The sequence below is a fragment of the Frankia sp. R82 genome, from assembly GCF_023716925.1.
In the GTDB taxonomy this organism is placed as follows: Bacteria; Actinomycetota; Actinomycetes; order Frankiales; family Frankiaceae; genus Frankia.
In genome coordinates this window covers 1-12,276 of sequence record NZ_JAMQQG010000332.1, presented here as the reverse complement: position 1 = coordinate 12,276, position 12,276 = coordinate 1, and the positions used below count along the sequence as shown (strand labels likewise).

Here is a 12,276-nt window from a genome sequence, read left to right as displayed (position 1 = left end):
CCCGAAGCCGCCGCCGGGGCCGCCGAAGCCCGCGCCAGCCGGACCGGCCGAGGGGATCGAGCCGGTGTGCGGGGCGCCGGCGGTGGCGATCGTGTATGCACCGGGGCCGAGCAGGCCGGCGACCAGTGTGAGGGCTGCGACGCCGACGGTGGCCCGCCGCGGCAGCCGCACCGAGGCGAGGAAGCCCAGCGCCGCGATGATGCCGGTGACCAGAACCGCGTAGCGGATCCACGGGTGCCAGTCGGGAGTGCGGTCCAGCAACCGGAACGTCCACCAGGTTGTCACGCCGATGGCAGCGGCGCCGGCGACCGCGGCGGCAGGGTGGTGGCGCTGGCGCCAGAGCAGCACCGCCCCGATGCCGATCACGGCGCCGATCGCCGGGGCGAGCGCGACGGTGTAGTACGGGTGGAAGATGCCCTTCATCTCGCTGAAGATGATCCCGGTGACGAGCAGCCAGCCGCCCCACAGGACGAGCGCGGCCCGCAGCCGGTCCGTCCGCGGTGCCCGCCGGGTGATCCACAGCCCTGCCACCAGCAGGATCAGTGCAGCCGGCAGCAGCCAGGAGATCTGACCGCCGACCTCGCTGTTGAACATCCGCAGGATGCCGGTCTCGCCCCACATGCCGCCACCGCCACCACCGCGACCACCGCCGCCCGGCCCGCCGCCGGGGAACGTGAAGGCACCCCCGCCGCCGGTCCCGGTCCCGGTTCCGCCGCCGGGCAGCGCGCCAGCCACCCCGCCAGCCACGCCGCCGGCCGCGCCACCAGCCCCACCGGCGCCACCGATACCTCCAGCGCCGGCAGCGCCGTTCTGCAGCAGGCCGCCGGCCGCGCCGGCCGCCCGACGAGCGCCGCCACCGCCGACACTGCCGGTCTCGTCACCGGTGATCCGTCCGAGGCCGTTGTAGCCGATGGTGAGCTCCAGCAGGCTGTTGTGCTGGGAACCGCCGATGTACGGCCGCGATGATGCCGGAACGAGCTCGACGATCGCGATGAACAGCCCGGACGGAACCAACAGCCCCAGCCCGCCGGCGAGCGTCTGGCGGACCCGCCGCCAGAAACTCGTCGGCGCGAACGCCAGGTACACCAGCGCGAACACCGGCACGACGACCAGTGCCTGCAGCAGCTTCGTGAGGAACGCGAAGCTGACGAACACGCCGGCCAGCACCATCCACTTCGTGCTGGCATTCTCGACGGCCCGCAGGGTCGCGTACGCACCGCCGATGAGCAGCAGGACGAGCAGCGCGTCCGGGTTGTTGAACTTGAACATCACGGCGGCGATCGGGGTGAGCGCGAGCACGAGCCCCGCGATGAGTCCGCCGGCCGCACCCACATATCGGCGCACCGTCTTGTAGAGCAGTCCGACGGACGCCACGCCCATCAGCGCCTCGGGGACGAGGATGCTCCACGAGTTCAGGCCGAAGATCCGCACCGAGAGCGCCATGACCCACAGGGACGCCGGCGGCTTGTCGACGGTGATCGAGTTACCGGCGTCGGACGAGCCGTAAAAGAACGCCTTCCAGCTCACCGATCCGGCCTGCACCGCTGCCGAGTAGAAGGCGTTCGCCCAGCCCGACGCGCTCAGATCCCACAGATACAGCACCGCCGTGCCGATGAGCAGCACAGCCAGGGCGGGCCGGACCCAGCGTGGGTCGGGTGCGTTGTCGGGCACCGTCTCGACGTCGGGCTGCCCCGCCTCACCGGAGCCGGCCCCGACCTCGGTCGGTGCGTCATGGTCAGCTGGTGGACCGGCCGGGCTCGTCCTGGTCCACGGCATCCTGCGACGGTGCCCGTGGGCACGCCGATCCCGCGCATCGGGGACCGGGTCGGTGAGAGTCGACGACATGGGAATCACCCTGCGCCGCCGACCTTTCGGCTCCTTGTGCTCCACCTGTGACGAACCTGTGAGCCCACCCCCGGGTAGCCCCGCCATGGTGGACACCTCGGCCTGCCTGCTGCGCCCGACCGGCGGCCATGGCCCCGAACCAGGCGGCATGAGTCGGCCCGACCCGGGCGACCTGATGGATCAGATGCGACGGGTCGGCCCGGACGGCAGGGCTGGCGGCGGTGCGGCAATCAGCGGCGGTGCGGCGAGCGGCGGCGGGGCACCTGGCGGGGAGATGGGGCGGGTGGCGGTCCGGTCGGGGGCCATCGCGGGGTCCGACAGCGGCGGGGTGTTCAGCTCGTAGCCATGCGCGTCCGGGCTGAAACCGCCTGCGCCGTGGATGTCCATGGGGTGGACATCGGTGTCGGAGTTCTCCGCGCCGAGGGCGAAGGAACTGTCCTCGTCAAGGTCAAGGGCGAGAGAACGGTCGTTCGCCAGGTCGGCGGGGGTGCGGGGGAGACGGACGATGAAGGCGGTGCGGCCGGGGACGCTGGTGGCCTCCACCTGGCCGTGGTGGGCCTCGACGACGGCGGCGACGATCGCAAGGCCGAGGCCGGTGCTGCCGGCGGCGCGGGAACGGGAGCTGTCACCGCGGGCGAACCGTTCGAAGATCTGCGGGAGCAGGTCGGGGGCGATGCCGGGGCCGTTGTCCACGACGGCGATGGTGACGTCGGTGGCGGTGGCGGCGAGGCTCGCCGTCACCAGGGTGCCGGGTGGGGTGTGGGTGCGGGCGTTGGCCAGCAGGTTCGCGAGGACCTGGTGCAGTCGGGCGGCGTCGCCGGTGACGGAGACGGGCTCCTCGGGCAGGTCAAGGTTGAACCGGTGCTGGGGGGCGGCGACGTGCGCGTCGCTGACGACGTGGACGACCAGGCGGGACAGATCCACCGACTCGTGTTCGAGCGGACGGCCCGAGTCGATCCGGGCGAGCAGCAACAGGTCGGAGACCAGGGACGTCATCCGGGCGCTCTCGGACTCGACCCGGCTCATCGCATAGGTGACGTCCGGCGGGACGGGCTCGCGGGTGCGGCGGGTGAGCTCGGCGTACCCGCTGATTGCGGCGAGCGGGGTGCGCAGTTCGTGGCTGACGTCGGCGAGGAACTGGCGCATCCGCATCTCGCTGGCATGCCGGACGACCAGCGCGTCGCCGATGTGCCCGAGCATCCGGTTGAGCGCGGCGCCGACCTGCCCGACCTCGGTGCGCGGGTCCGTGTCGACCTCGGGCACCCGCACGGACAGCGCCACCTCACCCCGGTCCAGCGGCATCTCCGTGACCCGGGCCGCCGTGGCCGCCACTCGACGCAACGGCCGCAGGGTCACCCGGATGATGATCGTCCCGGCGATCGCGGTGGCCGCGACCCCGACCAGGGCGACCACCCCGCCGATCACCGTCATCTTGGTCAGCGTGGCGTTGACCTGTTTCATCGGCAGGGCGGTGACCACCGTCATGCCGTCCGCGCGGGTAATGCTCAACACCCGGTACTCGTCACTGCCGATGCTGCGGGTGTACGGGCTGCCGTCGCGGGGGACAGCGGCGATCGTCGTCGCCTGACCGCTGGTGATCCACTGGGGGGTGTTCGACGACGAATTGTATGTCGCGCCGTAGACGCTGGTGTCATCGATGATCGCGGCGAGCGTGCCTGGATCCACCGGTCCGTGGAAGAACCGGGAGAGCAGCGTCTCGGCCTCCAGCGCGTACAGCGTGTTCTGCGCCGTCGCCGTCGCCGTCGCCGAGGTGCCGCTCGCCGCCGTGGTTGCGACCGTGGAGGAGACAGCCGCCGTGGTTGCGGCCGTGAAGGAGGTCGTGGCTGTGGTCGCCGAGCCGTTCGAGCCTGTGGTCGTGGAAGTGGTGCCACTGCCCGACCCGGTGCTGCCACCCGACCCTGTGCTGCCACCCGATCCCGTGCTGCCACCTGATCCGGTGCCGGAATCCGAACCGGTGCCGGAATCCGGTTCGGAGCCGGGATACAGACCGGGCGGAGTCAGCCCTGGGATCGAGTCGTTGAGCTGTGGCCGGCCCCAGCGCTGGCTGGTGTCAACCAGCTTGTGGTCGAGCTGGTTGATCAGGACGCCGCGCAGTGCCACCGCCGTGACGAACACAATGGCCATGGACGCGGTGGCTAGCAGCACCATGAGCAGGGCGATCAGCCGTGCGCGCAACGACCAGCGGGCCGGCGAGACCTTTCGCCCGCGCCCGTGTCTGTTCCCACGTTCGTCGCCCTTCCGGCGACCGGGGCCGTCATGCGTGGTGGTGGGTAGTCCTGGCGTGACGTCGGAAGTCGAGGCCAGGCCGGCAGGCTCGGCGGTCACCATGGAGATCAGCTCGGGTCAGGCGCGGCGGCCAGCGCCGCTACCAGCCGACGCCGACGACATCGCCGATGCCGATGCCGATGCCGACGGCGCAGCGGCGCCGCCGCCGGACGTGGGCGGGCCGGGGGCGGCCTGAGCCTGGTCGGCCGGGCGCAGCACGTAGCCGGCGCCGCGCATCGTGTGGATCATCGGTGGACGTCCGGCGTCGATCTTCTTGCGCAGGTAGGAGACGTACAGCTCGACCACGTTGGCCTGGCCGCCGAAGTCGTAGTTCCACACCCGGTCGAGGATCTGCGCCTTGCTCAGCACACGGCGCGGGTTGCGCATGAAGAAGCGCAGCAGCTCGAACTCGGTGGCGGTCAGGTGCACGGGCACCCCACCACGGTCCACCTCGCGGCTCTCCTCGTCCATCGTGAGGTCGCCGACGACAAGCCGGGCGCCCTGTGCGGCCTCGGTGGTGCGCGCCGCCCGCCGCATCAGTCCCCGCAGCCGCGCGACCAGTTCCTCAAGACTGAACGGTTTCGTGACGTAGTCATCGCCACCCGCGGTCAACCCCGCGACCCGATCCTCGACTGCATCGCGGGCGGTCAGGAACAGCACGGGGACGTCCGGAGTCTCCGCCCGTAGTCGCCGCAGCACCTCCAGCCCGTCCATGTCCGGCAGCATGATGTCGAGCACGACCGCGTCGGGCCGGAACTCGCGCGCCAGCCGCAGGGCAGTCCGCCCGTCCCCGGCGCTGCGTACCTCCCAGCCCTCATAGCGCAGCGCCATCGACAGCAGCTCCGCCAGTGTCGTCTCGTCGTCCACCACGAGTACCCGCACCGGTTGCATGAGGACACCCTCTCCCAGATCCCTAGCCGCCACCTGAGTCCTGGCTGTGAACTTCCTGTGAGCCTGTGACTCGATCCGGTGGCGACCCAAAGCCTCGGCAAAGTTGTTGACTGGCAGGCACGCTTCATGACTGTTAGGTCGAGGCGTCCGGGACCCGGACGATCCCAAGCTGGTCGACGACCGCCTCACCCGCGTCGGCAGCCCACTCGGCGATCGCCGCGAACGAGCGCGCCCCGCGCATGTCGCCAGCGTCAGCAGTACCGGCAGCCGATGGCGGCGGCCCCGGCGTGTCCGTGGGTAGGCGACCAGCTCGAACATGGCGAGCAGATCCGCCGGCGGCACCGGTCGGCCACCGGCCGGCACGGCGGTAGCCAGCTGATCCAGGACAAGCGCAGGCGACGATAATGGTGCGGCGGGCATGGCGCCTCGGGGACGATCAGGCTGGCGTAGGAACCTCCAAGATCACCCGAGGGTCATGCCCGCTCTCCTTCGGGCCCCGCCCACCGGCACCAACCCGCCACCCGGAACCGCCGGAAACCCTCAGCACGGCCTACCAGTCGCTACCAAGCAAACTTGCCGCAGCCCTGGGTTCAGGCCCGTGAGCCGCAAGGTGGATTGACACCGATCAACCACTTGTTCACGATCAGACCGGCTTATGATTGACTTCGTAGTCTTGTTACATCTGCGGCAGACTTGGTCTGGTAGGCACCACTCGGTGCTACTGGACGTGAGCCCGCCACGGTAGGGGGAGGGACCTTGACCAAGAGCCCGCGCGGAGGTCTTCATGGAGCAGCTTGATCTCACTCCATCTCCCAGGCTGCTGGAGGTCTTAGGTGATATCCCGTATCAGCCCTGGCAGTGCCTTGCCGAGTTGATCGACAACGCCTTCGACGACTTTATCGCGGATGAAGAACGAGACCCGCAGGAACCTCCGACTGTACGCGTCACTCTTCCTAAGTCAACCACTCCAAAAGGCGACGAAATCGTATGTGTTGCTGATACTGGACGCGGTATGGGTAAGGAGGACTTGGAGAGATCGTTGCGGGCTGGGTATACGAATAACTCACGGCATGGCAGCTTGGGTTTGTTCGGCATGGGATTCAATATAGCGACCGCCCGGCTTGGAACCCTCACTGAGGTACGGACAACAAGGGCCGGTGACGCGGATTGGCTTGTAGCCGAAATCGATTTTCGGCGGATGGAGAAAGCCGGCAGCTTCAGCGTGCCGCTGAGTCGGCAGCCCAAGCCAGACACTGCCATCCACGGAACCGAAGTAACGATCCGGAAACTCAAACCGGAAACACGTACCTCGCTACGCCGACAGGCAACAGGTTCCCAGATACGAGAAAAGCTGGGAGATGTATACTCGTATATGCTAAGATCACCCGACAGTGTACCGGAACTTCTTGGGTCGGCGCTAATAGGTCGGGGTTTCGCGCTCTACGTGAATGGTAACCGCGTCAAACCACGGCTCCCGTGTGTTTGGTCGGCGAACCGATATGTAACGTATCGGGGGGCTAGCATCTCGGCGGTAACTCGAATCGAAAAAACGCTGAAGCCTGCTTGGGCTTGTATGGACTGCGGATACTGGCATCATTCGGATCCGGAGATCTGCGCGGAATGTCAGAGCGAGAATCTGCAGCTCCGGGAAAGGAGAGTCTTTGGCTGGATAGGCCTACAGCGCTATTTCGATACGAGCGACTTCGGTTTCGACCTGCTGCGGAATGGGCGGAAGATCCGACTAAAGGACAAATCTCTTTTTAGATGGGAGCACCCCGACACGGGACAAGAGTGGACTGAATATCCAATCGAGCTCGGTGCTACCGTCGGTGGACGATTTGTCGGTGAGGTGCACCTCGACCACGTTCCAGTCACATACCAAAAGAATGACTTTGAGCGAAGCTCTTCAGATTGGCGCACGGCCGTTGACATTATTCGAGGAGACGGGCCGCTGCAGCCTAAAAAAGCTAAAGCGATCAACTATCCAGAGAATCATTCTCCTCTAGGGTGGTTCTTCGGTGCATTTCGTGAAATTAAGCCGGGGCAACGTAATCTAATTCCTGGCGATGGCGCGCGAGCGTTACACGAGACCGCCCGAGAGTGGGGCCGTGACTTCCATAAAGGACTCCCGGAGTATCGGACTGACGACCGATGGTTTGAAGCCGCAGTCGACCACGATGAAGTAAAAGCAGGCCAGCGAGCACCGAAACAGACTCCAGCAGCGAGAGATGGCCGGCCTAGCACCAATCTACCGGACCCCGATGACATCCTAAATGTTACAGGGCTCTCGCTCACGGGATCAACTTCTGCTACCTCTCCGAAGGATGCAGCTTCTCTCCCACGCCAGGAGACCGAAGAGGAGAGGTTTGACCGATACCGCGCTTCCGCTAGGCGCCTCCTTGACTTGTGTCATGAAGTGGCGCTGCCGAATCTGGGCCGCCGAGAAGTTGTTGTCTATGAGACTTCGGAGCCCCTTAGGGACGGAAACGGTCGAGAAACTCCGACTTTGGCTCGGAGTCCGAGGGGAAACAAAATAGAAATATTTGTCGACGGCAGACACTCCGTCTTCAAAGAATGCGGGCGCGATCCACGAGATTACGCTATCATTCAGCTAGCTGAAACTATGCGTACTCAAGCTAGGATAAACGATCCGCTTGCCCACGTCGCTGCGGATATTATTAGCCGGCTACCCGATCAGCGCTTTACCGACTCGGCCCTGCGGCAACGTATCGACGGCCTACTGCAAAGGACTCGAGAGGCACTCACATCGGTGGTCGCTATACGCGAGTACGCGATCGCTCTCTGGAATTGCTTGCCGATCTCGGAGAAAGAATATGCCGAGCGGAATGCTGAGGCTACCGAATCAAGCTTGGTGTGGTCCGAGGCCACAACTGACGGTCGATTTATGGCGCACGTAGGGCCCGGGGGAGTGGCAGCTATCATTAGAAGCCGGCCGGACCTAGTGCTAGACGGTGCTGTGTTCACTACGACGTGGTCAACCTGGCCGAGCCATGATGCCAAAGCGCGGCAGGTCGAACGTCTCGCAAGACGTTTTGAATCGTTGGCGGAATTTATCGCCAATACTGATGCAAAGGGGCGCCTCGATCTTTCTTTGACCCGACTCACACTAGACATGCTTGACCAGGAAATCAAATCGGAGGACCTGCAGTGAGGTCTTCCTTTGTGGACCCACTTTTCCTAAGAGAGGTTGGGCCGGTAGCCTTTACGCGACAGATAGAGAGAGTACTGCTCCACCTTGGATTTACAGACGTCACCAACATTGATGGCTCTTATGACCAAGGTGGCGATATTCTCGCCCGCCGTAACGGAGAGCGATGGGTGTTCCAGACAAAATGGAAATCCACCGCCTCGGTTAGCTCTGCTGCGGTTGACGAGGTTGTTAAGGCGAAAGATTACTACAGCGCTGATCGCGCTGCAGTTGTGACAAACTCCCGCTTCGGGACATCGGTCGTTCGCAGACGAGACGAGCTGCTGCGGGTCGGCATACGTGTCGAGCTCTGGTCTGGTAAGGAACTCGTTCAACTCTATGGGGAAGAGCGGGCTTTTCTCAATCGGCTGCCCGAGCGTCCGCTACGTCCGTACCAGTCGGAAGCATTTCAGCGAGTTACGGAAGCGCTGGACGAACAACGGCGAGCTTTGCTAGTACTTGCCACCGGCCTTGGAAAGACAGTGATCGGCGGCGAAGTTATCGGCCGCCATCTAAGCCGCCATACTACGGGGCGGGTGCTTGTCGTCGCCCACACGAAAGAGCTTGTTGAACAGCTTGAGCGGGCACTGTGGTTTCACATCGGAAAAGGTACGCGAACCCAGCTTCTAACTGGTGAACATAGACCAGACGACCTACGGGGTATTACATGCGCGACGATCTTCAGCGCGCTTTCGTACGTGCGCAGCGGCTACCGGCCTGATCTTGTTATGGTTGATGAGGCTCATCATGTAGCCGAAAACGGGTATTTTGCAGAACTGCTCGACTTGTTGTCGGACGTTCCCCAACTCGGTGTTACAGCGACGCCCTGGCGTGGCGATCGTTATGATATAAGGCAGCGCTTTGGCGAGCCAACCTATACTCTCGGAATCGAAGATGGAATGCGGCTTGGATTTCTCGCCGAAGTTCGCTACCGACTGTTTGCGGATAATATCGACTGGGACTTTGTGCGTGCCGCCAGTCGAAATAGCTACGCTATCAAAGATTTGAACGCACGCCTCTTTGTTGCCGAACGCGATGAAGCGATTCGCGACAGGCTTATTGAAGCTTACGAGCGAACACCTGATCCGCGTATCGTCGTGTTCTGCCGAACTATTGAGCATGCCGAACGGATGGCGGTAATTCTCGATCAAGTTCCGCAGTGGAAGGGTGCCGAGGCAGTCCATGCCGAGCTGCACCGTCGGGAACGGCAGCTCCGTCTGATGCGCTTCCGTTCTGGCGATACGCCTATTATTACGGCGGTTGATATCCTGAATGAAGGCGTAGACGTACCCGATGTCAACATCATTTGTTTTGCCCGAGTGACTCATAGCCGCCGCATTTTTGTCCAGCAACTAGGCCGCGGGCTTCGGTTACGTCAAGGTAAAAGCCATGTCGAAGCCCTGGACTTCGTCAGTGATATCCGGCGTATTGCTGCGGTGCTCAATTTGCGAGAGCAGGTTGCTGCTGACGAAATAGAGACACTACGACTATCTAATACGGGCACTCGGTTTGAGTTTAGCGATCGCACTGTTGAAAACCTGATGCAGGAATGGATCAAAGATGCGGCGAGTCTGGAGACCGCGCTGGATGAGGCAAAACTCCAGTTTCCCGACCCCAATGTCTTCTCCAACTAGAGCAATATGAGCGATCTTCCAGATGTGATTCGCCGTCAACTGATCGCCGCGATTTATCGTAGCGCTGACGAGCTGGATTGGGATGGCCTTACGCAAGTGGACCGTTCGGCTACCTATAATAGATGGCTTGATGATCCCTTGATCGGAGAGGTTCTCGCACGATACGTTCCACGCGAGCGGGCAAGACTATGGATCAAAGATGTACCAATGAAGCACTACGACCGGGCTCGGCACGGTCTCGGCCCCTATGCTCCGTTCATTACGCGTAGGCTGCCGGGACCCGACTACCTTGTGCATCAGGCATTCGGTCCTGAGTGGTCAATCAACGCAAAGTCATTGCAGGACAAGCCAAGCCGGTGTTTGATCACTGACGGGCGGAATTGGAAGCTCCTGATCTGGGGTAATCCAAACAACTTCCGGGCTTTGATATGGGCTGGCTTAAACGCCCGGGTGGATGGCGGGCCGGCGCCGGTGATCGTTGTTTCTATTCGCCAAGGCCATAGGCTCAGCGAAGGAGAGATTGAGCGCCATGTCCTCCTGGGTCGGCAAGCTGGAATCGAGGTACTCCATTCAGTCATCCGGGACCTCCCGCCGATGAGTGGGAAGTGAATATGCGCGACCCTCAAATAACCAGCAAGATCATGTCATCTGTCAAGTCTCGGGATACGCGGCCCGAGATGGCGCTTCGTAAGGCGCTTTGGCGCCGTGGGATCCGATTCCGCGTTCGAAACTGTCTTACTGGCCACCCTGATATTGTGTTTCCTGGTGCACGCGTGGCTGTTTTTGTGGATGGTGATTTTTGGCATGGTAATGCTTGGCGTGTGCGAGCCATGCCCTGTTTCGAAGCGCAGTTCGCGCGAATGAATAATTCAGAATTTTGGCGCGCTAAAATTACTGCAAACATGGTTCGCGATGAGCGTGTGACGCGGGAATTGACCGACGCTTCCTGGACAGTTTATAGAGTCTTCGAGTCTCGCCTAAAGGAAGATCTTGTCAAAGTAGTTGACGAGGTTGAGCAGCTCGTACGTTCGAAGGCCACCGCGCGCCTAATGGAACCGGCTACATCGCCTAAGAGTTCAGGCGAGCTATTGGCCGATGGGCGAGAGGGGGAACAATGCCAAGATCGGTAGAGCTTTTCGCTGGCGGCGGGGGCATGGCACGTGGCATGCGCGATGCCGGATTCGGGCATGAGCAGCTCGTTGAGCGGGAGCCTAGGCCAGTCCATGTACTACGAGCGAACGCGGCGCGGAATCCGTGGCTGTGGAAGGATGAGAGCATAGTAGAGGCTGATATCCTCGACTGGCTTGAAGATATAGAAAATCTTGATTTAGATGATGTTGATCTTGTTGCGGGTGGTCCACCCTGTCAACCTTTTTCGATTAGTGGTGCGCATGCAGGACATAATGATCAACGAAATATGTTTCCGTCTGCGATAGAGACTGTTCGCCGCCTCCGACCAAAATTGTTTGTGTTCGAGAATGTACCCGGACTCTTGCGGCCCAGCTTCCTTCCATATTATAATTATATTTCCGACCAGCTTGCTATCCCAGAAGTTACTCCGCGAGATGGAGAATCCTGGATAGAGCATCATGTCAGGATACAGCATGCACATTCCGATGGTCTTCGTTATCACGTATACAGGCAGATAGTAAATGCGGCAGATCTTGGTGTGGGACAGGAGCGAAAGCGAGTCTTCCTGGTCGGTATACGTTGGGATGTTAGAGGTTCTGATTCCTGGCCGAAGATTGTTCCCACGCATAGTCGGGACTCTCTTCTTCGGGCCCAGTGGATTACCGGTGAATATTGGGAGCGCCACGGACTCGCCCCGGAACGTGAGAGCCCTGCAAGGCTCGCAAATAGAATCTCGGCATTGAGGCAGGAAGAGCTAGAAAGCTCCTCTCTGCCGTCCTGGCGGACCACCCGTGAAGTGCTTCTGGACCTGCCTGCTCCAATCGATAACGAGGAGCACCCAAAATTTCTCAATCATAGGGGGATTCCTGGAGCGAGAACATATAAGGGCCATACTGGCGGGCTTTTCGACTGGCCGGCTAAGACCCTTAAGGCTGGTGTTCACGGTGTCTGCGGAGGAGAGGCAATGATTCGTTTCCGTGACGGATCGCTACGTTACCTGACGATTCGCGAAAGTGCCCGAGTGCAGTCATTTCCGGATGATTATGAGATTCCTGGTACGCGGACTGCTGCCATGCGTGCCCTGGGTAATGCAGTCGCAGTTGATGTTGCGGCCACTATTGGGTCTGCTCTCCGTGCCCACACGGGTCTGTGATCTCGATACTCCGCCTTGGGGGCCGAATTAATATAATTTAATAATCGGAAACTAGTGTCGCGTGATTCTGTTCAATTTACTCGGGTAGGTGAGATAAAATGGTCAGGTGGAGTTGACGGCGGATGAGC

General features: G+C 62.1%; 6 protein-coding genes and 1 pseudogene. 4 read left to right on the top strand and 3 right to left on the bottom strand.

The window, feature by feature from the left end; all coding sequences use genetic code 11:
• From ND747_RS27500 to ND747_RS27490, 3 genes and pseudogenes are all read right to left on the bottom strand, one after another.
• A partial coding sequence (locus ND747_RS27500) for a glycosyltransferase family 39 protein (RefSeq protein WP_251737171.1) occupies positions 1-1,845 on the bottom strand: 1,845 nt, incomplete at its 3' end.
• A gap of 180 nt (positions 1,846-2,025) precedes the next feature.
• On the bottom strand, positions 2,026-4,194 hold the full coding sequence (locus tag ND747_RS27495; protein ID WP_374216337.1) for a sensor histidine kinase: 2,169 nt from the start codon (positions 4,192-4,194) through the stop codon (positions 2,026-2,028).
• A 138-nt stretch (positions 4,195-4,332) separates the two neighbouring features.
• Positions 4,333-5,022: pseudogene (locus ND747_RS27490) on the bottom strand (response regulator transcription factor); the annotation flags it as partial.
• Positions 5,023-5,806: 784 nt separating this feature from the next.
• Here ND747_RS27490 and ND747_RS27485 point away from each other — a divergent pair.
• From ND747_RS27485 to ND747_RS30265, 4 genes are all read left to right on the top strand, one after another.
• The gene (locus ND747_RS27485; RefSeq protein WP_251737170.1) at positions 5,807-8,194 is read left to right on the top strand and encodes an ATP-binding protein; all 2,388 of its coding nucleotides are present in this window, start codon (positions 5,807-5,809) and stop codon (positions 8,192-8,194) included.
• Complete coding sequence (locus ND747_RS29940) at positions 8,191-9,864, top strand: DEAD/DEAH box helicase family protein (RefSeq protein WP_374216336.1); 1,674 nt, start codon at positions 8,191-8,193, stop codon at positions 9,862-9,864. The genes ND747_RS27485 and ND747_RS29940 overlap by 4 nt, the downstream gene beginning before the upstream one ends.
• A 611-nt stretch (positions 9,865-10,475) precedes the next feature.
• Entirely contained in the window at positions 10,476-10,994 is a 519-nt protein-coding gene (locus tag ND747_RS27475; protein ID WP_285901245.1) for a very short patch repair endonuclease, read from the top strand.
• Positions 10,979-12,148, top strand: coding sequence for a DNA cytosine methyltransferase (locus tag ND747_RS30265; RefSeq protein WP_374216335.1), 1,170 nt, complete (start codon positions 10,979-10,981; stop codon positions 12,146-12,148). The genes ND747_RS27475 and ND747_RS30265 overlap by 16 nt, the downstream gene beginning before the upstream one ends.
• Positions 12,149-12,276: the final 128 nt, after the last annotated feature.

What these genes read in the sequence shown, in the direction of transcription:
- ND747_RS27485 (WP_251737170.1), top strand. Translation starts at nt 5,807, where the DNA reads ATGGAGCAGCTTGATCTCACTCCATCTCCCAGGCTGCTGGAGGTCTTA.
- ND747_RS30265 (WP_374216335.1), top strand. Translation starts at nt 10,979, where the DNA reads ATGCCAAGATCGGTAGAGCTTTTCGCTGGCGGCGGGGGCATGGCACGT.
- ND747_RS27475 (WP_285901245.1), top strand. Translation starts at nt 10,476, where the DNA reads ATGCGCGACCCTCAAATAACCAGCAAGATCATGTCATCTGTCAAGTCT.
- ND747_RS27495 (WP_374216337.1), bottom strand. Translation starts at nt 4,194, where the DNA reads ATGGTGACCGCCGAGCCTGCCGGCCTGGCCTCGACTTCCGACGTCACG.